General features: G+C 72.3%; 17 protein-coding genes. 7 read left to right on the forward strand and 10 right to left on the reverse strand.

Translation table 11 applies throughout. From position 1 onward, the window contains the following. Nucleotides 1-19: 19 nt before the first annotated feature. The 4 genes from AB0M02_RS39250 to AB0M02_RS39265 all read left to right on the forward strand — a co-directional run bounded on the left by AB0M02_RS39250 (nt 20) and on the right by AB0M02_RS39265 (nt 5,060). Entirely contained in the window at nt 20-1,234 is a 1,215-nt protein-coding gene (locus AB0M02_RS39250) for a sensor domain-containing protein (protein WP_364236782.1), read from the forward strand. Continuing rightward, entirely contained in the window at nt 1,222-1,878 is a 657-nt protein-coding gene (locus AB0M02_RS39255) for a response regulator transcription factor (RefSeq protein WP_364236785.1), read from the forward strand. Before AB0M02_RS39250 ends, AB0M02_RS39255 begins: the two co-directional genes overlap by 13 nt. 72 nt (nt 1,879-1,950) lie before the next feature. Beyond that, nucleotides 1,951-2,667: an ABC transporter ATP-binding protein gene (locus AB0M02_RS39260; protein ID WP_364236787.1), complete on the forward strand. Its 717-nt coding sequence runs from the start codon at nt 1,951-1,953 to the stop codon at nt 2,665-2,667. Beyond that, nucleotides 2,664-5,060, forward strand: coding sequence for an FtsX-like permease family protein (locus AB0M02_RS39265; protein ID WP_364236789.1), 2,397 nt, complete (start codon nt 2,664-2,666; stop codon nt 5,058-5,060). Before AB0M02_RS39260 ends, AB0M02_RS39265 begins: the two co-directional genes overlap by 4 nt. A 24-nt stretch (nt 5,061-5,084) precedes the next feature. On the opposite strand, the gene AB0M02_RS39270 is transcribed toward AB0M02_RS39265, so the two are convergent. Further along, complete coding sequence (locus tag AB0M02_RS39270) at nt 5,085-5,714, reverse strand: alpha/beta hydrolase (RefSeq protein WP_364236791.1); 630 nt, start codon at nt 5,712-5,714, stop codon at nt 5,085-5,087. Between the two features lies 1 nt (nt 5,715). On the opposite strand from AB0M02_RS39270, the gene AB0M02_RS39275 reads away from it, so the two are divergent. Further along, entirely contained in the window at nt 5,716-6,165 is a 450-nt protein-coding gene (locus AB0M02_RS39275; protein ID WP_364236793.1) for a MarR family winged helix-turn-helix transcriptional regulator, read from the forward strand. Nucleotides 6,166-6,193: 28 nt separating this feature from the next. On the opposite strand, the gene AB0M02_RS39280 is transcribed toward AB0M02_RS39275, so the two are convergent. The 9 genes from AB0M02_RS39280 to AB0M02_RS39320 form a co-directional block, all read right to left on the reverse strand. Beyond that, nucleotides 6,194-7,234: a M15 family metallopeptidase gene (locus tag AB0M02_RS39280; protein ID WP_364236795.1), complete on the reverse strand. Its 1,041-nt coding sequence runs from the start codon at nt 7,232-7,234 to the stop codon at nt 6,194-6,196. 64 nt (nt 7,235-7,298) lie between these two features. Beyond that, a complete protein-coding gene (locus tag AB0M02_RS39285; RefSeq protein WP_364236797.1) occupies nt 7,299-8,261 on the reverse strand; it encodes a phosphotransferase in 963 nt (320 codons plus the stop codon). Continuing rightward, nucleotides 8,258-8,794 carry a hypothetical protein gene (locus AB0M02_RS39290; RefSeq protein WP_364236800.1) on the reverse strand — a complete coding sequence of 179 codons (537 nt, stop codon included), beginning with the start codon at nt 8,792-8,794 and terminating at the stop codon, nt 8,258-8,260. Before AB0M02_RS39290 ends, AB0M02_RS39285 begins: the two co-directional genes overlap by 4 nt. After that, nucleotides 8,791-10,002, reverse strand: a complete 1,212-nt coding sequence (locus AB0M02_RS39295; protein ID WP_364236803.1) for an MFS transporter — start codon at nt 10,000-10,002, stop codon at nt 8,791-8,793. The genes AB0M02_RS39290 and AB0M02_RS39295 overlap by 4 nt, the downstream gene beginning before the upstream one ends. Before the next feature lie 99 nt (nt 10,003-10,101). Next, nucleotides 10,102-10,695, reverse strand: coding sequence for a GrpB family protein (locus AB0M02_RS39300; RefSeq protein WP_364236806.1), 594 nt, complete (start codon nt 10,693-10,695; stop codon nt 10,102-10,104). Between the two features lie 48 nt (nt 10,696-10,743). Further along, the gene (locus tag AB0M02_RS39305) at nt 10,744-11,883 is read right to left on the reverse strand and encodes an acyl-CoA dehydrogenase family protein (protein WP_364236809.1); all 1,140 of its coding nucleotides are present in this window, start codon (nt 11,881-11,883) and stop codon (nt 10,744-10,746) included. 49 nt (nt 11,884-11,932) lie between these two features. Next, the gene (locus tag AB0M02_RS39310) at nt 11,933-15,727 is read right to left on the reverse strand and encodes an NACHT domain-containing protein (RefSeq protein ID WP_364236812.1); all 3,795 of its coding nucleotides are present in this window, start codon (nt 15,725-15,727) and stop codon (nt 11,933-11,935) included. A gap of 11 nt (nt 15,728-15,738) precedes the next feature. After that, nucleotides 15,739-16,410, reverse strand: coding sequence for a response regulator transcription factor (locus AB0M02_RS39315; RefSeq protein ID WP_364236814.1), 672 nt, complete (start codon nt 16,408-16,410; stop codon nt 15,739-15,741). Next, nucleotides 16,407-17,195: a histidine kinase gene (locus AB0M02_RS39320; protein WP_364237091.1), complete on the reverse strand. Its 789-nt coding sequence runs from the start codon at nt 17,193-17,195 to the stop codon at nt 16,407-16,409. The genes AB0M02_RS39315 and AB0M02_RS39320 overlap by 4 nt, the downstream gene beginning before the upstream one ends. Nucleotides 17,196-17,328: 133 nt before the next feature. On the opposite strand from AB0M02_RS39320, the gene AB0M02_RS39325 reads away from it, so the two are divergent. Both AB0M02_RS39325 and AB0M02_RS39330 read left to right on the forward strand, forming a co-directional pair. Then, on the forward strand, nt 17,329-18,018 hold the full coding sequence (locus AB0M02_RS39325) for an ABC transporter ATP-binding protein (protein WP_364236816.1): 690 nt from the start codon (nt 17,329-17,331) through the stop codon (nt 18,016-18,018). Beyond that, nucleotides 18,015-20,327 carry an ABC transporter permease gene (locus tag AB0M02_RS39330; RefSeq protein ID WP_364236819.1) on the forward strand — a complete coding sequence of 771 codons (2,313 nt, stop codon included), beginning with the start codon at nt 18,015-18,017 and terminating at the stop codon, nt 20,325-20,327. The genes AB0M02_RS39325 and AB0M02_RS39330 overlap by 4 nt, the downstream gene beginning before the upstream one ends. Nucleotides 20,328-20,329 lie beyond the last annotated feature (2 nt).

Genomic DNA, 20,329 nt, shown 5'->3' on the forward strand with positions numbered 1-20,329 from the left:
GGTGGCCTATCGTCACCGCATGCGGGAACGAGCGCGGGCGTCGGTCGATGCGCTGGAGCATCTCGTCGGCGGGCTCGGCACCGCGGTGATGGCGATCGCGGCCCTGTTCTGGCTGCTCGCCGTGCTGGTCCTCTGCCTCGGCGGCGTCGGGCTGCTGCTGGTGCCCGGCACGCTGCGGATCGTGCGCTCGGTCGCGGACCGTGAGCGCGGCCGCCTCTCCCGCTGGGGCCCGGACGTCCTCGCACCGGCTCCCGTGCCGGACCGGGCCATGATCGCCCTTCGCGACCCCGCCGTCCGCCGCGAGCTCGCCTGGCTGCCGATCCACGCCACGTTCGGCTTCGCCGTGGGCCTTTTCGGACTCGGCCTGCCGCTGACCGCCGTACAGATGATGACGTTCCCGCTCTGGTACACGCTGGTGCCACCGGACGGCGCGCCCGGCCTGGTCTGGTGGAACATCGACGGCCTGCCGGACGCGATCGTCGTGGCGCTGACCGGCGTACTCTGGCTGGCCCTGCTCGTCCTCGGCGGGCGGTGGCTCGCCCGCGTGCAGGCCTGGCCCGGCCGGCGACTGCTGTCACCGGCGCCCGGCACCGATCTCACCCTGCGCGTCGCCCAGCTGACCGCGACCCGCGCCGCCGCCCTCGACGCGCACGCCGCCGAGTTGCGCCGCATCGAACGTTCCCTGCACGACGGCACGCAGAACCGCCTGGTCGCCGTCACCGTGCTGCTCGGCGCGGCCAGGCGCGCTCTCGCCCGCGACCCGGCGGCCGGCGCCGAGATGCTTGACCGGGCCCAGCAGGCCGCCGAGCAGGCGCTCGCCGAACTCCGTACGGTGGTCCGCGGGATCCTGCCGCCGGTGCTCGACGACCGCGGGCTGGCCGGCGCGCTCGACGGGCTGGTCGCGGGCTGCGCCCTGCCGTGCCGGCTGGACGTGCACCTGCCCGCCCGGTGTGCCGTGTCGGTCGAGGCGACCGCCTACTTCGTGGTCGCCGAGGCGCTCACGAACGCCGTCAAGCACAGCGGCGCCACGAGCGTGACCGTCTCGGTGCGCGCCGAGCAGGGCCGGCTGCGGCTCACCGTCGGCGACGACGGGCGGGGCGGCGCGGACGAGACCGGCGGGTCGGGGCTCGCCGGGATCCGGCGGCGGGTCGAGGCGTACGACGGACGGTTCACCCTGACCAGCCCACCCGGTGGGCCGACGACGATGGACGTGGAGCTGCCGTGCGGATCGTGATCGCCGAGGACGACGCCCTGCTGCGCGAGGGCCTGGCACTGCTGCTGCGGGCCGAGGGGCTCGACGTGGTGGCCACGGCCGGCACCCCGAGCGAGTTCCTGGCCGCCGTCGACGAGTACGAGCCGGACGTGGCCATCGTGGACGTGCGCATGCCGCCCACCCACACCGACGAGGGCATCGTCGCCGCCGGTGAGGCCCGCCGCAAACGTCCCGGGCTGGCCGTGCTCGTGCTCTCCGCCTACGTCGAGCAGGCGTTCGCCACGGAGCTGCTCGCCGAGGGCGCCGGGCGGCTCGGCTATCTGCTCAAGGAGCGGGTCGGCCGGGTCGAGGAGTTCCTCACCGCCCTGCACCGGGTGGCCGAGGGCGGCACGGCCGTCGACCCCGAGGTGGTCGGGCAGCTGCTCGCGCGCAGCCGCCCCGACACCGCCCTGGCCCGGCTCACCGCCCGTGAGCGGGAGGTGCTGTCGCTGATGGCCGAGGGGCTCGGCAACACCGCCATCGCCGAGCGGATGGTCGTCACCGAGGGTGCCGTCCACAAGAACATCCGCAGCATCTTCGCGAAGCTGGACCTCATCCCGACCGACCGGGTGGACCGCCGGGTGATCGCGGTGCTGCGCTACCTGGAGGACACCCAGCGGCGGTAGTGCAGGCTGTACTCCCGGTCCGGTAGCCGGCGGGATAGGGAAAGATCGTCGATTTTTCTAGCGTTTCCTCCCATGACAGTTCGCATCGATCAGCTCAGCCGCACGTACGGCAGCGGCTCGCGGGCGGTGACCGCCCTGGCCGGTGTCAGCGCCGAGTTCAGCCCGGGTACCTTCACCGCCGTGATGGGGCCGTCCGGCTCCGGCAAGAGCACGCTGCTGCAGTGCGCGGCGGGCCTCGACCGGCCGAGCTCCGGCCGGGTCCGGATCGGCGATCTCGAGATCTCGGCGATGAGCGAGAGGCGGCGTACGGAACTGCGCCGCACCCGGATCGGCTTCGTCTTCCAGGCGTTCAACCTGATCGGCGCGCTCACCGTCGAGGAGAACATCCTGCTGCCGCTCCGCCTGGCCGGCACCGATCCCGACCCGCTCTGGCTCGCGCACATCATCGAGCGGGTCGGCCTCACCGACCGCCTGCGGCACCGGCCCGCGCAGCTGTCCGGCGGGCAGCAGCAACGCGTGGCGATCGCCCGCGCGCTGGCCACCCGCCCGGAAGTGATCTTCTGCGACGAACCGACCGGCGCGCTGGACAGCACCACCGCGGCCGAGGTCCTGACGCTGCTGCGCGCGGTCGTCGACGAGCACGGCCAGACCGTCGTGATGGTCACCCACGACCCGGTCGCGGCGTCCTATGCCGACCGCGTCGTCGTCCTGGCCGACGGCCGGATCGTCCACGACGCACCCCAGCCCGGTTCGCTGCGCATCGCCGAGCAACTGGCGGCCCTGCGATGATCCGGCTCGCCCTGCGCATGCTGCGCCACCGCCCCGGTTCCGCCCTCGCCACGTTCGTGGCCCTCGCCGCCGGCGCCATGATCCTTACCTCGATGGCCGTCCTCGTCGAGTCCGGCCTGCGCCACCGCCCGCCGCACGCGTTCCCCGCCGCCGACGTGGTGCTCGGCAACCAGACCCTCACCGTCACCGGCAAGGACCTCGACGGCAGCACCGTGACCAGCCGGATCGCGCTGCCCGAGGGCGGCACGCTGCCACTCGACCTGGTGGACCGGGTACGCGAGGTGCCGGGCGTGACCGCGGCGGTCGCCGTACGGAACATCCCGCTGCTCGGGGGAACCGGGCACGGCTGGGACAGCCACTCCTGGGCTCCGCACCGGATGGTGGCCGGCGGCGCGCCCCGGCGGGACGACGAGGTCGTGCTCGACACGTCCCTGGCCTCCGGGCTGCGGCCGGGCGACACCACGCAACTGGTGATCGGCGGAGTCCCGGCCCGCTACCGGGTCAGCGGCGTGGCCGAGGCGGGCGCGGGCACCGTCTGGTTCACCGAACGCCGCGCCGCCGCCCTCGCCCCGCGTCCCGGTCGCGTCGACGCCGTCGTGGTCAGGCTGGCGCCGGGCGCCGACCGTGCCGGGGTGCTCCGGCTGGCCTCGCCCTACGTCGCGCCCGATCCGGCCGCGAACCTGCTCGTCCAGCTCGGCAGCGCGTTCGGCGGCTACGTCGTGCTGCTAGTGGTGTTCGTGGTCGCCGGCACCGTAGGCCTCTCCGTCCGGCACCGCCGCCGCGACTTCGCCCTGCTCCGCGCCGTCGCCGCGACGCCCGGCCAGGTGCGCCGCATGGTGACCGCCGAGGCCGGCCTGATCAGCGTCGCCGCCGTCGTCATCGGAGTGCCGGCGGGCCTGCTCGGCGCCCGCCGGGTGCACCACGAGCTGATCACCCGCGGCTTCCTCCCGGAGGGCTTCCCGCAGGTCCCGGGCGTGGTGTCGGCGGCCGCCGTCGCGCTGCTCACCGTGCTGACCGCCACGCTCGCCGCCCTGCTCGCGACCCGCCGCGTCACCGCCATCCGCCCGGTCGAGGCCCTCGGTGAGATCGCCGTCGAACCCGGCCGCAGCAGCGTCGTGCGCCTGGTATTCGGCCTGCTCACCCTGGCCGGCGCGACAGGATCCAGCGCGGTGACGGCCGGCGCGGGCGGTCAGGTCGCCCTGGCCGGGGCGATAGGCATGCTTTATCTGTACGTGACGACAGTCGCGCTGCTGGCACCCTGGATCAATCGGGCCGCCGCCCGGATCCTGTCACCACTGCTGGTCCGGGTGTGGGGCGCGAGCGGCCATCTCGCCGCCGCGAACCTGCGAGCGAACGCACGCGGCACCGCCACGGTGCTGACCGCGCTCGTGCTGTCGGTCGGCTTCGGCGGCTCGGTGTGGTTCCTCCAGGACAACCTCTCGCGCAGCACGGTCAGCCAGGTCCGGTCCGGAATGCTCGCTTCGTCCGCACTGACCTCACCGGCCGGGCCGGCACCCGACACCGCGGACCGGATCCGCGCGCTGCCGGGCGTCGAGGCGGCGACGGCGGTCCGCCGTACCTCTGTGGTCGTGAAGATCTTCGGCGGCGACGCCGAGGCCGTCCCGGTGCAGGCGGTCTCCGACCTGGACACCATCGATCTGGACGTGAGCGACGGCCAGGTGGCGGACCTGCACGGATACGCCATGGCGGTGTCGGAGATCCGCGCCGGCGCCCAGGGCTGGAAGCTCGGTGAGCAGGTGCCCCTGTGGCTCGGCGACGGCACACCGGTGACGTTGCGGGTCGTGGCGCTCTACCACCGTGGACTCGGCTTCGGCGACATCGTGCTGCCCCGCGACCTGGTGACCGGCCACACCGCCCGCACCACCGACGACGAGGTCCTGATCAGGGGCGACTCGCCTGAGATCACCTCGATGTTCCCCGCCGCCACACTGACTCCGGCCGGGCAGCGCACCGGCGCCCTGGCCGAGGACCTGGCCCTCAGCGCCTGGCTGAACAAACTCCTGGTCGGGGTCATGGTCGGCTACGCCGCCCTGGCAGCGGCGAACACCATGGTGATGGCAGCCTTGTCCCGCCGCCGCGAGCTGGCCCTGCTCCGCATCGTCGGCGCCACCCACCACCAGGCCCACCGCATGATCCACGCCGAGCAGACCGCCCTCCTGGGTGTGTCCGTCGCGATCGGCGGAACGATCGCGGCGTTGACGCTGGTCGCGGTCGTGCGGGCGCTGACCGGAAGCCTTGTGCCCTACGTGCCGCCGCTGGGCTGGGCCGTGGTCCTGGGCGGGACGGCCCTGCTGGCCCTGACCACGACCATCCTCCCGATCAGCCGCTTGCTGCGAGTGCCACCGTTGGAACACCTCGGCGTCAAGGAGTGACCCCGCTTCCGGTTGCGGCCGGCCTCAGCGGTCCCGGTCGACCCGGTCGATGAAATCGCCTACCGCGGCGGCGAAGGCGGCCGGCGCCTCCTGCGCGACGAGGTGCCCGGCGTCCGGAATACGGACCGCGGTGACGTCGCGGGCGACCTGGCGCAGCGTCTGCTCGGTGAAGGGTGCGTTGACGCCGTCGACGGCGAGGACGGGGACGGTGAGCGGCTGCGCCTCGGCCAGGGCCCGGATGCGGCCGCCGCCGGTCAGCGCGGAACGGTAGAGCCCTTCGGGGCCCCGCCAGCCGCCGGGACGCGCGTAGGTGCGGGTGAACTCGTCGATATCAGCGGAGGTGACGGCGCCTGGCACCACGGTCATCGCCGAGACGGCCCAGTCCAGCATCACGCGCTCACGGCCCGCCAGGAACAACTCCGCCACGCCAGGGGCGGCGAGGAAGCCCACGTGCCACGATCCGCCGTTGGACACGTCGGCGAGCATCTCCATGCCGTACCCGGGAAGGGTGGTCTCGACGCCCGTGAAGCTGAGGACGTCGCCGGGGTGCGAGGCCGCGAACTCGAAAACCGGCCCGCCGCTGATGTCCTGGCAGGTCACATGCACCGGCCCTGCGCCGAGCTGCCCGACCAGCAGATGCAGATCCTCGGCCATCGTGGCGGCGTTTCTCCTGGGCAGCTACCGCAACCTGGTCGACGAGGTGGTCACGGAGCTGGCCGCACGCGGATTCCCCGACGCCCGCCCGTCGCACGAGTACGCGATGCGCGCCATCCAGGCGGGCGCCGACAACGCCTCGGAGCTGGGCCGCCGGCTCGCCGTCAGCAAGCAGGCCGCCGCCAAGACGATCGCCGCGCTCGCCGACCGGGGATACGTCACCACCGAGCCCCATCCCAGTGACGCGCGCCGCAAGCACATCCGGCTCACCGAGCACGGGCTGGCGCTGATGCGCGAGGGCGCGGCCATCTTCGACGAGGTGCGCGCCCGCTGGGCGAAGCGGCTCGGCCCGGCGGAGCTCGCCACACTGGAGAACCAACTCGCTCAGTTCGTCGGCGAGTCCCCGATCGACCTGGACGCGCCGGGCTGGGCCGCCCACGAGCTCGGCTGAGCGGGCACGAACGGCACCGCCCCGTTGTCTAGTTTCCCGTGATCGACCAGTGCCAGGGTTCGGACGGGAGGTTGACCAGGCCGTATCGGCCGGCGTTCGCGGACAGCCACTTGAAGGCTTTGCTCTTGCGGTTGGTGATGGACTTGCCGCCGGAGGTCATGTCGATCGCCAGGCCGATCTCGTGCAGCGAGCGGCCGGGGATCGCGGTCGGTACGCGGCAGGACGAGGCCGGTGCGGTCCAGATGTCGGGGCAGCCGTTGAGTTTACGGAGCTCGATCTGGCGCTGCTTGGTGCGGAAGCCGCCGCCGGAGAGTGGTACGCCCGCCTTCGCGGCGTCGTCGATCATGCGCTGGAACGGGTACGCGACGATTTTGTTGACGGTTATCCCGTACACCTTTGTGGTGTTCGTGATTGTGAAGTTCGCCCTTGTCTGGGTGACGACCTCGGCGCTGATGGCGGTGGCCTGAGCCGCCAGTGCCGCGGTGAGCTGTGGTTGTGACTTGATCTTCAACTCGGCTCGGGTGACAGCGGAGACGGCGGCCTGGTGTGCGGTCGTCGCGGTCGTGAGCTGCCTGTTCGCGGCGGCGAGGGAGGTACGCGCCGTCCGCAGCGCCGCGGCCGTCCGGGTGAGTTTGTCAGCCCGGGTCCGGACTGTGGTGTTGGCGGCGTCGAGGGTCCGCTGTGCTTTCGCGATCCGCTTGGCGCTGCGGGGGCGCTGCTTCTTCGCGGTGGTGAGCGCCCTCTTCGCGGTGGTGGCGGCGGTCTTGGCGTTCGTGTGCGCGGTGCGTGCCCGCTGGTCGGCGGTCGCGGCCGTGGTCACCGTTGTGGTCGCGGCGACCTGGACGTTCTGCGCGGTGACTACGTCCCGGTTGCGGGCGGCGACGGCGGTGCGAAGGCTGGGCAGCACGGTGACGAGACGGCGGGCCTCGGTCTCGGTGTTCAGCTTGCGCTGCATCAGCTTCGACCACGTCACGCCGGCGGACGCCTGGGCGGTGGCGGCCTCGGCCGGGCTGCCGGTGGCTGCGACGGTCAGCAACAGGGCCAGAGCGGGGGTGGCTACCCGTTTCAACGCGCGAACTCCTCACGGTCGGTCGTACACGTGTGCGTCTACGCCGTATCGGAGGCACCATTTGTCACATGAGGATTTGGCCGGGGCCGTCTCGCCGCGGATCGCTCGGGAGCTCGCTGAGCAGGCGGGTCACCAGGGGGCGCAGGGCTGCCGCCCGCGCGCGGCGCCATCGGGAGATGCCCGGCATCACCGTGTCCGGGATGGTTGCGGCGCGGATGGTCCACATGCCGGCCAGCCCGATGACGAAACGCGACGCCTCGGGCGGCAGCGCGCGCAACAGCCGGTGGGCACGGTCCGTTGCGATCCGCGGCCCGAGGACGTGCCCGGTGGCGACCACGTCCGCGGCCATCTGGGCGAGGTCGATCCAGGGGGCGCCGGCGGCGGCGTACGCCCAGTCGAGCAGCACCGCTCGCCCACTCAGCGCGTCGACTGTCGTGTTGTCGAGGCGGACGTCACGGTGGACCAGTGCGCCGCCCGACGTCCAGTGTTCCCAGCCGGCGACCACGGCGGCGGCCGGTTCCGCGTGGGCCGCCTCCCAGTCGTCGGCCGGGCCGATCGCCGGCAGGCGCGCCCACCCGTCGAAGTCGAAAACGCGCTGAACCACCGGTGGCAGAGTGCCGGCCGGCCGGTGCCTGCTGGCCGCCCGGCACGCGTTCACCACAGCGCTGATCGACGTGTCGCTCCACGTCGCCTCGGTCACGCCGGGAGCCCAGGTGGTGGCCAGGGCGATCCACGGACCGGACTCCACAGTGGCGAGGCGCCGGGGTGCCGGCACCGTCTCCGGCAGGACGTCCAGGATGTCGGACTCCTGGCGGATCATCCGGTGGTTGTGCGCGCGTACCTCGGCGGACACGGCCTTGACGAACACCTGCCGCCCGTCGGCCAGCCGCAGATTCACGGCCGGTCCGGGTGACATGCCGCCGTGCAGATCCGTGTGGCCGGCGATCGTGGTGCCGAGCGCCTCCGCGACCGCGGCACGCACGGACTCCGGCGCGTCGGCCCAGCGGGATCGAGGGGTGAACGTCACGACGGCAGCTCCCTGATCACCGCGTCGAAGAGAGCCGCGCTGCTCCGGCCGCCACGTGAAATCGGCACGTCACCGTCCGGCAGTTCCCAGACGACGCGGGACGCGCCCGCCTGTTCGACCGCCCGGTACCACTCCCGCAACGGCTCGACCAGACGGACGTGCAGCTCGAAGTTGCGACGGCGGCGCAGCTCCTCCCCCACGACCGCGGAGACCAGGACCACGTCCGCGAACCCGAGCCGTCCCGCCACCACCTCGGCGCGATGGGACTCCACCTCGTCACGCCACTCCCGCCGCGTCATCTCCCCGACCCGGGTGAGGGACCAGCCGTAGTGCAGCTTCAACGGGTCGTCGTCGCAGACCGCCAGGCCGCGTTCCTCCTCCATGCGCACCGCCTGTGCCCAGCGACGGGAGGCGAACTCGGGCCAGGACTCCCCCAGTTCGGCGGCTCCCTCGGGGACCGTGTTCGCCGGGAAGCGCCGCCGGCACCAGGTGGTCTTGCCGGACGCGCTGGGCCCCGTCGCCACGACGATCACGGCAGATCATCATTCAGCACCCGGCCCAGCCGCGCGAGCGGGGACAGCACCATCACCAGCGGCGACAGCATCATCCCGGCGGCCGCGACCAGCAGCGCCGTGCGCAGTCCCCACTCCGCGGCGAGCAGGCCGCCGAGCAGTGACCCCAGCGGTGTCACGCCCATCCCCGCGAACGTGACCGTCGCCGCGACGCGACCCTGCATCGCCGGCGGGGTGACCGACTGCCGGATGGCCATGATCGTCACATTGACCAGCTGACCGAAGGCCCCGAACACCACGTTGATCAGGATGAGGACCGGAACAGAGCCGCCGTGCAGAGCGGGGACGGCCAGCATCACGCCGTTCCCGATCACGGCCGCGCCCACGACCACCGGCCCGTACCCCAGACGGCCCGGCAACCGGGCCGCGAGCAGGGACCCGGTCAGCGCACCCGGCCCGGTCGCGGCGAGCACCAGCCCGACCTCGGCGCCGGACAGGTGCAGCTCGCGGGGCAGGAACACGAGACAGGCGGTCATCACGGCGGCGAACGAGAACTGATAGGCGGCCGACGCCATGCACACCGCCCGCAGCAGCGGGTTCCGGGCGACGAACCGGACGCCGTCACGGATGCTCCCCGGCCGCGACGCGACCACCTCCCGGCGGCGGATCCGGGCGGCCGCAACGAACGACACGACGAAGAACAGCGCGCTGCACGCTGCGGCGAACGGGGCCGACAGCAGCGAGGTCAGCGTGCCGCCGAGTGCCGGTCCGCCGATCTGGGCAGCGGACCGGCTGCCCTCGATCGCGCTGTTTCCCCGCAACAGCTGGTCACGCGCGATCAGGCGGGCGAGCGACGCCTGGTAGGCGACGTCGAACAGCACCGACATCGCGCCGACGGCGAAGGCGGCGGCCAGCAGCACCGGCAGGGTGAGGCCACCGAGAAGGGCCACCGCGGTGATCCCGCAAAGCGTCAAGGCACGGCCGAGGTCGGCCAACATCATGATGGTACGGGTGAGCCACCGGTCCACCCACACGCCCGCGAACAGCGTGAGCAGCAACAACGGCGCCTGCCCCACGGCTCGCAGCGCCCCCAGCTGGTCGGCGCCCACACCGAGCGTGAGGACGGCGACCAGCGGGAGGATCACGAGACTGGTGTGCTCGCCGAGCTGGGAGGCGGTCTGGCCGACCCAGAGCGCGCGGAAGTCGGCATCACGCCGGAGGACAGGCACCGGGAACCCCTTGATTTGCGGCAGCAAGGACTCATGTGCCGCGCAAATTCAGGGCAGCACGCTCAGAGCGTGCGGAAACGACCGGGCATGCCTGGAACCCTAGCGCCTGCCCCCGGCGAAGACACGCGAAAATATGTCGTCGATGACATCGCTCTTCGCCAGGGTGTAATCGGCCCGCGAGACCTCCCCGGCCAGGCGGCGTTTGGTCGACCCGTACAGGTCCCGGTCCTCGGGGTGGGTCCGCAGCCAGTCGCGGAAGAGCCGGTGGCGTACGGTCTCGGGCGCGCCGTGGGGCCAGATGTGCAGGTGGACGTCCTCGGCCGCGTCGACGAGCATCCGATGACCGTGCCACCAGGGTTCGCGGAGCACGAGCCAGTAGCCGGCGCCCTCCAGCCGCGGCAGGTAACTCGCCTCGTCGTCAGCGTCGGCGACGCTCAGGTCGATGTCGATGATCGGTTTCGCCGGCAGGCCCGGCACCGCGGTCGACCCGACATGGTCGACCTCGATCACCAGGCCACCCAGCACCTCGCGCAGCGATGCGGCGACCGTGGCGTACCGGTCGGCCCACGCCGGGTCGTAGTCCTCGATGGCGAGCGTTCGCCACCCGTTCGGCGGTTCACGCACCAGGGCGCCGGCCATCTGAGCCGGGGTGCCGTGGAAGCGCTGCATGACGTCCTGCGGGTACTCGGTCAACTCAACCTCCGGGAGAAGCAAAGTCGGCCAGAATACGACATCAATACGTCAGCCGGTCAGGGAGCGGGCGATCACCAGGCGCTGGATCTGGTTGGTGCCCTCGACGATCTGCAGCACCTTGGCCTCGCGGAACCAGCGCTCGACCGGGTGGTCGCTCACGTAGCCGTAGCCGCCGAGGACCTGGACGGCGTCGGTGGTGACGCGCATGGCGACGTCGGTGGCGAACAGCTTCGCCTTGGCGGCCTCGATCGAGAAGGGCCGGCCGGCGTCCTTGAGCCGCGCGGCGGCGAGCAGCAGCGCGCGGGCGGCGGAGACGTGCGTGGCCATGTCGGCGAGCATGAAGCCGATGCCCTGGAAACGCCCGATGGGCCTGCCGAACTGCTCGCGCTCCTTGGCGTACGCCGTCGCGTAGTCCACCGCCGCCTGCGCGAGCCCGACCGCGCAGGCCGCGATTCCCAGGCGTCCCGCGTCGAGAGCCTGCATGGCGATGGCGAATCCCTCGCCATCCGCGCCGACCAGCCGGTCACGCGGCACCCGGGCCTGGTCCAGCACGATCTGCGCCGGCGCCGACGACCGCAGGCCCATCAGCCGCTCCGGCTGCTGCGGCAGCAGGCCGGGCGTGTCGGCGTCGGCCAGCAGACAGGAGATGCCGCGCGGGCCGGGTCCGCCGGTGCGGCAGAAGATGTTGTAGAAGTCGGCGCGGCCGCCGTGGGTGATCCAGGCCTTCGTGCCGCTCACGACGAAGTCGTCGCCGTCGGCGACAGCCTTGGTGGTCAGGGCGGCGGCGTCCGAGCCACCCTGCGGTTCGGACAGACAGTACGCACCCAGCTGCTCACCACCGAGCATGTCCGGCAGCATCTTGCGCTGCCGCTCACTCCCGAAGAACGCCACCGGGAAGCAGGAGAGCGTGTGCACACTGACCGCCTCGGCGATGCCCAGCCAGGTCCCGGCGAGGGTCTCGAGGACCTGCAGGTAGACCTCGTAGGGCTGATTCGCACCACCGTCAGCCTCGGGGTAGGGCAGGCCGAGCAGCCCGGAACGGCCTAGAGTGCGCAGAATGTCCCGAGGGAACTCACCGCGCGCCTCGAAGTCGTCGACCTTGGGAGCGAGCTCGCGGGTGGCGATCTCCCGGGTCAGGTCGAGCAGGTCATGCGCTTCAGGGGTGGGAAGCAGTCGATCCACGGTCATGCGGCAAGCTTAACGGTCGTTCAGCACGATCGGTGATCCCGGTCTCAAGTCAGCGCGTGCCGATGTCCCAGAGCGCCCTGGCCACGCGGCTCCGCGAGCTGTCCCGCAGGGAGCCGCTCCGGAGAAGATCAGCCATCCGGTCGGCGACGACCCGGGACGCCGACGGATTGCGCACAGCCAGTCCCGTGAGCGCGTCCACGGCTTTCAGCTCGGTGTATCCGTCCTCGGCGCGCTCGAACATCGCCCACAGCGCCTCGATCAGCATCGGCGACGGCTCGGCCTCCAGGATCGCGGTCAGCACGTAGGAGGACGCGGTCGTCTCCGTCCGGTCCGCGACGAAGCCGAGCAGCGATTCGGCGATCGTGGGCGACGAACCGGCCGCCGGCGCCACCGCGTGGATCAAATCGATCCTGGTGTTGGTGTGCCCGGCACGCCGCAGGACCTCGGCGGCTGCCCCGGCGAGCGCGGCGTCGCCGAGTCCCGCTTTCAGCAGACCCGCCATCGCCTCCGCACGAGCCGCGCCCTTCATCGCGGGACCGGCGAGTGTCCGGGCCACAGCGAGGACCTGCGGCGTTCGGACGCCGACGTCCAGCAGCACCCGGGCCGTGCGGGCACGAATGAGCGCCGTCCGGTCGGCATCGGTCAGCAGTGCCGTCGCGATCTCGTAGGACTCGGCGTTCATCAGGCGGGCGCTCCCGAGAACGGCGAGCGCCTCGACCCGGATCTCGTCGTCGGCCGCGCCGCGCGCGAGGTCGAGAAGGGTGGCGAGGACGGGCTCGGTGATCGCGCCGGCCTCGATCAGCGTCCGCGCCTTGCCGAGCCGCATCCCGTCCCGGCCCGGAACGCCACCGGAGGCGAGTATCCGCGACACCACCGCCTCCGTCAGCCCGCCCATCTCACCGAGCAGTTTGATCGCTTCGGGCGAACCCCACCGCTCCGTGGAGATCGCGACCGTGATCGTCGCCGTCCGCAGCAGGTCACTCCGGATTCCTCCCCGGTGGAGCGCCGCGAGGAAGCGCGACGCGTCGTCGAAGTAACCGCCCTGCTCCCGGGGAGCCTCGATGGCGAGCGCGGCGGCCAGAGTTCGATCGGTGAGGGCGTCGAGCCTGTGCAGCAGGACCACCGCCTGCGCCCGGTCGTTGTCGATCGGCTGGAGCTCGTGCCGGGGATGCAGCGCGATCCTCTCCAGCAGGGGCACCACGCGGCTGTCCCGGACACCGCGCCGGACCAGCAGGTCGATCATGTCGAGCTGATTCGACGTGGTGAGCCCGGGCAGCAGCGCGAACGCGGCATCCGTCACGTCGTTCAAGCGGCAGCCGGTGTCGAGCAGCGGCCCGAGGAGCCACAGTTGCTCGGCCTGCCGGTCACTGCGGGGTCGCAGCAGATCGAGTGCCGCGTCGATCAGCCACCCGTCCCGGATATCGGCGTACAGCGCTGATCGCACGGCGAGGTGACGGTTGGCGACGCCGTCGCGCAGAGCTTCCACGACCTCGTCGGGCAACGGGCCGAGCGCGGCGACAGGCGACACCAGGGCACAGAGTTGCTCCGGAGCGGTCCGGGCCGCCCAGGCCGCCCGATCCGCGACGGACCGAATGGCACGACGGCCGGCAGCAGTGCCGGGAAGCCCGCGAATCCGATCGGCAAGAGCCCGATAGAAGTGGTCGACCCGCTGCCGGTTTCGAAACAGATATTCGTCGGCCGCGCCGTCGACGACCCGGTTGACGACGGTGGGGTCGAGTGGGATGTCGTCGCCGAGAGCCAGCAGCACGAACAGGAAGTCGCGGCCCAGCAGGTCCTCGTGGGGCGACGGGCGGGACTCGGCCGGCCAGATCGCCTCGGCGACCAGCCAGTCCAGTTGCTCGGGCTGGTCGCGGGCGATCAGGCCCAGGCAGAGCAGGATCGGCTCCTGCCAGCGCGGGTCGTGGAGGTGCTCGCGGATGCGGTCGACCCGCTCCGCGGTGGTGGCCGCGCCGAAGGCCAGGTCGCGGCCGGCGTAGTACTCCTGGAAGGTCAGGTGGGCGAACCCGTACCGGCCGGGGGCACGCTCGACCAGCAGGCCGGTGTGGCGCTCGACCTTCTCGACGAACTCCAGGACACCGGCGCCGGCGTCGGTCTCCAGCGGCTCCGGCCGGCCCAGGACCGCCGGGTCCCACGGCTCGGCTCGCTGGCGTGCCCACAACGGACCCAGCACCGCGAGCAGGTCGGCGCGGGTGGCGGAACCTTCCGGGCGGTTGCGATGGATCCAGGCACCGAGGCGGGTCAGCCAGCGCGTGAGGATCCGCTCGTCGGGCAACTCGGCCTCGGGCACACCCTGGACGCTGCGCCAGGTCCGCCCCAGCGCGTCACAGACCTCCGCGTATGCCTCGACGCGCCGATGCGGGAGCCGGCCGCGGGCGCGGTGGACCAGGACGAGGGTGGTGAGCAGCAGCGGGTTCGCCGCCAGCCGCCGGATGCCCGGGTTGCTCCGCAGCGCCTCGGCGATCGCCTCAGCCTCCGCCGCGGTGTCGAAGGCTGAGACGAAGCCGGCGGCGGCGCAGTACCGGCGGAGGAATACCTCGATGGTCTCGTCGTCCATGTCCTGCAGGCGATGAGCCTGGAACAGCTCGGGAAGCGGCGCCGCCGGATAACCGGAGATCCGGCTCGTCACCACGTAGCGGTTGCCGGTGCTGTCGTGGGCGTTCACGAAATTGACGACCGCGGTGACGACCGAGCGGCGGTCAGCCGCCGACGCGACCTCGTCGAGGCCGTCCAGCAGGATCAGGCAGCGGCCCTCGACGAGCCGCCGCGCGAGGAGATCGTCCAGTCCCGGTGTGTGGCACTCCTGGCTGCGCAGGTGCCCGGCCAGGAACGCCCGGAGGCCGTCCGCGCGGCGCGGGGACCGGGCGAAGTCGCCGATGCGCACGTAGACAGGAAAGAGCGCGGCCGGGTCGTCGAGGCGGCGGCGGGCGCCGGTGAGGGCGAGGTGCCGCAGCAGCGTGGTCTTGCCGCCGCCGGGATCGCCGAGCACCAGCAGATGCCGGGCCGCGTTCGCCGCCTCCATGACCGGGACCGCCGGTGCCTCGGGGCCCGGCAGGTCGGATCGCACGCGGGCACGCGCCTGCAGCCGATCGATCTCCGCCTCGAACGCCGCCGCGTCCAGATCCCCGGCGTCGAGGGCCTCGCGGAGGCGCTGGTGCTCCTGGTCGAACCAAGCGCGTGCTCGGTCACCCGGATGGGTCTCGCGGCGGACGCGGAGGCCCGTGTAGACCTCGTCCAGCGGGAGTTGGACGACGTGGTTGCGAACCATGCCGACCGTGCGCAGATGACGGTGCTGCTGAACCACCCAGTGCAGATAGTGCCGCTCGTCGTCCGCCGTCGCCTGAGCCGCACCCATATATCCGGTTTGCCGACGTAAATCCGACGCGATGGACGCCGAATCCACCCGCGCCACACGCGCCGCCAAGCTCTCCTCCACCCGGATCGAGGCGTCGAACGCGTCGATCAGGGCCTTGCACGCCGGCCGCAACCGGGCCATGTGCTCCCACCGCTCGTCCTCGTCCAGGGTTCCGCCCAGCGAGTCGATGCACCGGCGCGCGAGCGTGTCGGCCGACGGTCGGGAGCCCGGGATCAGGACCTTGGCGAGTTCGGACGCGCCCTCGTGCTCCAGGAAGCCGGCGTTCAGGTCGTAACGCCCGAAGGCGTCACCGTGGGAGGACGAGACCTCCGCGAAGGCGCGTGTCAGCGCCTGCCCGATCGCCCGCTCGTCGAGGACGCGCGTTTTGAGGCCCCTGGCCAGCGCTTTCCCGGCCTCGCCAGCGATCGCCCTGGCGACCGCGCCGAGGACCCCCGCGGAAAACGGCTCCATACCGAACCAGGCTATCGATCGCCGTCGACGGTTCCCGGGGTGACCAGACCTGTTTCATACGCCAGGACGACCGCCTGGGCGCGGTCGCGCAGGTCGAGTTTGGCGAAGATGCGGGCGACGTGTGTCTTCACCGTGGCCTCGCTGAGGGTGAGGGTCTCGGCGAGCTCGGTGTTCGACAGGCCGCGGCCCAGCAGCGCCAGGACCTCCAGCTCGCGCGGGGTGAGCGCGGTCAGGTCGCGGTGCACGGCCGGCGGCTCGTCGGGCGCGACCGCGAAGCGCTGCACCAGACGGCGGGTGATCGACGGCGCGAGGAGAGCGTCGCCGGTGCCGACCAGGCGCACGGCGGCCGCCAGGTGATCAGCGGTGACGTCCTTGAGGAGGAACCCGCTGGCACCGATGGCGAGCGCCGAATACACATACCGATCCAGGTCGAAGGTGGTCAGCATCAGGACCCGGCACCGCGGATTGCGGGCGAGGATCTGCCGGGTCGCCTCCAGGCCGTCCATCCCGGGCATGCGGATGTCCATGAGCACGACGTCGGGCTGCAGGCGCCGCTCGGCGTCCACCGCCGCGGCACCGTCCGCCGCCTCGCCGGCCACCTCGATGCCACGGGCCGTGAGGATGAGCCGGAACCCCGTGCGGATCAGCTCCTGGTCGTCGACGATCAGCACACGCGGGCTCACGACGGCTCCTCCAGCGGGATGCGGGCACGCACCCGGTAACCCCCGCCGAGGCGCCGCCGGGCGTCCAGGTCACCGCCGTAGACAGCGACGCGCTGGCCGAGGCCCAGCAGCCCGCGGCCGGCACCCGAGCCCGAGGGCATCGGCGAACCGTTCAGCGCGCTGGGGCCGGTGGTCAGCACCTCCACCCGCAGGGCGCGCTCGGCATAGCGGATGGTCACCTCGGCCTTGCCGCCGCTGCCGTGCTTGAGCGCGTTCGTCAGCGCCTCCTGCACGATCCGGTAGGCGGTCACGTCGATCCCGGACGGCAGCGGACGAGGCTCACCCGAGACGCGGACCTCGACCGGGAGACCGGCGAACGCGATGCGGTCCACGAGCGGGGTGAGCCGGCTCAGCGTGGGCTGGGGCGCGAGATCCGTACCCCCTTGATCGGGTGCCAGAAGTCCCAGCAGGTGGCGAAGCTCGGTCATGGTGGTCCGCCCGGCCCGCTCGACCTCGGCGAGTGCGCTCGTCGCCTCACCCGGCAGCGTGTCGATCACCTCGCGTGCCGCGCCCGCCTGCACGATCATGACGCTGACGTTGTGGCTGACGATGTCGTGCAGCTCGCGGGCGATCCGGGCGCGCTCCTCGTCGACCGCCGCCCTGGCCGCGCTCTCCCGCTCCCGCTCCAGCAGCCAGCCGCGCTCCCCCATCGCGCGCACGTGCCTGCGGCGGGCGCGGGACAGCGCGACGCCCAGGGCCGCGGCGGCGCAGAACGCCACCGCGAGCAGGATCGAGAGGAACAGCACCACGCCGAGAACCTTCGCAGACCGGCGCCCGCGGCACATCATCCCGTGCTCCTACATCTGCGGGATGAGGCCGCCGGCTGGTTGCATCTCCAGGCCGACGATTCGAGGGTACGGAGTAACTACCGTCCTCGGCATGACAGACAACCCGGTCGTCCGACTCGACGGCGTGCGCAAGGAATACGGGGAGACGGTCGCGCTGGACGGCGTCACGCTGGACATCCGTGCGGGCGAGGCGGTGGCCGTGATGGGCCCCTCCGGCTGCGGCAAGTCCACGCTGCTCAACATGATCGCCGGACTCGACCGGCCGAGCGCCGGGCAGGTCACCGTGCACGGCGAGCGGCTCGACGAGATGAACGAGACGAGGCTGGCACTGTTCCGGCGCCACCACCTCGGCATGATCTTCCAGTTCTTCAACCTGCTCGACGACCTGCCCGCGCTGGACAACGTGGCCCTGGCCGCCCAGCTCACCGGCACGCCGGCCGGCGCGGCTCGTAAGCGCGCCCTGGAGCTGCTCGACGAGCTGGGCATCGCCGACCGGCGCAACGTCTACCCGGCGACGCTCAGCGGCGGCGAGCGGCAGCGCGTCGCGGTGGCGCGGGCACTGATGAACCGGCCGGCGCTGCTGCTGGCCGACGAGCCGACCGGCGCGCTCGACAGCAAGGCCGGTGAGCAGGTGATGGACCTGCTGCTGGACCTCAACCAGATCGGGCAGACGCTGCTGATCGTCACGCACGACGAGCGGCTCGCCCACCGGTGCGCCAGCCGGCTGATCGAGCTGGCCGACGGCCGGATCGCCCGCGAGTCCGCCCTGGACCGGGTGTGAACGCCGTGTGGACCGCTGCCCGGGCGGCCATCCGGCGGCGGAAGCTGCAGACGTTCGTGATCTTCCTGGTGGTACTGCTGTCGACCACCACGGTCGTGGTGTCGCTCGCGCTGCTGGACGCGGTCTCGGCGCCGTTCGACAGGGCGTTCGCGCAGCAGCGAGGTGCGCACGCGGTCGCCGCCTTCGATCCGGCGAGGGTGACGGACGCGCAGCTCGCCGCGGCGCGGAACGGTGTATCGGCGTCGACCGGGCCGTTCGGGCAGGTGGTCCTCGAGTCGAAGAGCAGCGGACCGGGCCCGTGGGCGGACGGGCCGATGACCGTGGTCGGGCGCGCCGACCCGGGCGGCGAGGTGGACCGGCTGGACCTGTGGCGGGGGCGCTGGCCGTCCGCGCCCGGCGAGATCGTGCTCAACGACGTGCCGCAGACCGAGGCGTTCGACCTCGGGATCATCGACGAGCGGATGACGGTGACCGCCGGCGGCCGGACGTTCACCGTGGTCGGCTGGGCGTACAGCATGAGCGGCTCGGCGGACGCCTGGGTGACGCCGGCGCAGATGGCCGAGCTGAAACCGACCGGCACGCAGATGCTCTACCGCTTCACCGGCGACGTCACCACCCGGGCCGCCGTCGACCAGCGCGTGGCCGGGGTGACCACGGGGCTCCCCGGCGGCGCGCTGATCGCGGCTCAGCCCTACCTGGTGATCAAGGAGCGGGCGGCCGCCGAGCCGGCGACCTATCTGCCGTTCCTGGCCACATTCGGCCTGCTCGGGCTGCTCGTCGCGGTGATCATCGTGGGGAACGTGGTGAGCGGTGCGGTGGTGTCCGGGTTCCGGCACATCGGCGTGCTCAAGGCGATCGGGTTCACGCCACGGCAGGTGGTCGCGGTCTATCTGACCATGGTCACGGTTCCGGCCCTGGTGGCGGCGGCGCTCGGCACGATGCTCGGCGCGGCGGCGGCCCGCCCGCTGCTGGCGAGCACGTTCCAGGGACTCGGCTTCGGCGACGTGGGCGTACGGCTGTGGATCTGGATCGTCGCGCTTTCGGGCGTACCCCTCCTGGTTCTTCTGGCCGCGATGCTGCCCGCCCAGCGTGCCCACCGCCTCTCCGCCGCCGAGGCGATCAGCGCCGGAAGCGCTCCCCGGCGCGGTCGCGCTCTGCGCGTCCAGCGCAACCTCACCGGTACGCGCCTGCCGCGCTCGATCAGCCTGGGACTCGGCATGCCCTTCGCCCGGCCCGGCCGCACCGCGCTCACGATGGCCTCGCTGCTGCTCGGCGTCGTCACCGTGACGTTCGCGACCGGTCTGTCCGGCTCGCTCATCCGGGTCGCGGAGGTCGACGACCTCTCCGGCGGCGACATCGGGGTACGCGCCGAACCCTTCGGCAGGGCACCCAGCACCCGCACCGACACCGAGGTGGAACGGTTGCTGCGCGGCGTGCCCGGCGCCGAACGCGTCGCTGTCGCCGTCGGCCGCGAGGTCACGGTGCTCGGCGACAACGAGCCGATCCTGGTCAACTTCTCCCGCGGCGACACGGCGGCGATGGGGTACGAGGCGCAGCTCCTGGAGGGCCGCTGGCTGACCGGGCCGGGCGAGGTGGTCGCGCCCAGCCAGCTGCTCAACGAGCGCGGCCTGCACCTCGGCGACCGGCTGACCCTGGAGCTGGACGGGGTACGCAGCGAGGTCACCGTGGTCGGCGAGACCGTCCGCGGCCTCCCCGGGCCGGAGGGGCTGTTCGCCCAGTGGCGCACGTTCCCGGACGCCGAACCGGGCGACTTCTTCTACCAGGTGCAGGTGACCGACGGGACCAGCATCGACGCGTACGTCGCCGCCACCCAGGCCGCCGACCCCGGTCTGTATGCCTGGAACAACACCGGGGACAACGAGTTCACCCTCGTCGTGACCGGCTTCTCCACGGTCCTTGGCCTGCTGCTGGCGACGGTGGCGGCGCTCGGCGTCCTCAACACGGTCGCCCTCAACGTCCAGGATCGCCGCCGTGACCTCGGCATGCTCAAGTCGATCGGGATGACACCGCGACAGGTCGTGACGATGACCGTGACCTCGATGGCGGCGCTGGGTGTGGTGGCCGGGCTGATCGGGCTGCCGCTCGGCGTGCTCGCCCACCGGTTCGTGGTCCCGCTGGCCGCGGAGGCGGCGAAACTGCGGCTGCCGGACTACGTGCTGCAGGTCTGGAGCCCGGGAACCATCCTCCTGATGGTCCTCAGCGGGGTGCTGATCGCGGTCCTCGGAGCGTGGCTGCCCGCCCGCCGGGCCGCGCGGCTGACCATCGCCAGCGTGCTGCACAACGAGTGACA

The sequence above is a fragment of the Actinoplanes sp. NPDC051861 genome, from assembly GCF_040681145.1.
Taxonomy (GTDB): Bacteria; Actinomycetota; Actinomycetes; order Mycobacteriales; family Micromonosporaceae; genus Actinoplanes.

Bases quoted from the DNA above. Each gene is read 5' to 3' on its own strand.
- AB0M02_RS39250 (WP_364236782.1), top strand. From the start codon at position 20: ATGCGGGAACGAGCGCGGGCGTCGGTCGATGCGCTGGAGCATCTCGTC.
- AB0M02_RS39260 (WP_364236787.1), top strand. From the start codon at position 1,951: ATGACAGTTCGCATCGATCAGCTCAGCCGCACGTACGGCAGCGGCTCG.
- AB0M02_RS39265 (WP_364236789.1), top strand. From the start codon at position 2,664: ATGATCCGGCTCGCCCTGCGCATGCTGCGCCACCGCCCCGGTTCCGCC.
- AB0M02_RS39270 (WP_364236791.1), bottom strand. From the start codon at position 5,714: ATGGCCGAGGATCTGCATCTGCTGGTCGGGCAGCTCGGCGCAGGGCCG.
- AB0M02_RS39305 (WP_364236809.1), bottom strand. From the start codon at position 11,883: ATGACCGTGGATCGACTGCTTCCCACCCCTGAAGCGCATGACCTGCTC.
- AB0M02_RS39310 (WP_364236812.1), bottom strand. From the start codon at position 15,727: ATGGAGCCGTTTTCCGCGGGGGTCCTCGGCGCGGTCGCCAGGGCGATC.
- AB0M02_RS39325 (WP_364236816.1), top strand. From the start codon at position 17,329: ATGACAGACAACCCGGTCGTCCGACTCGACGGCGTGCGCAAGGAATAC.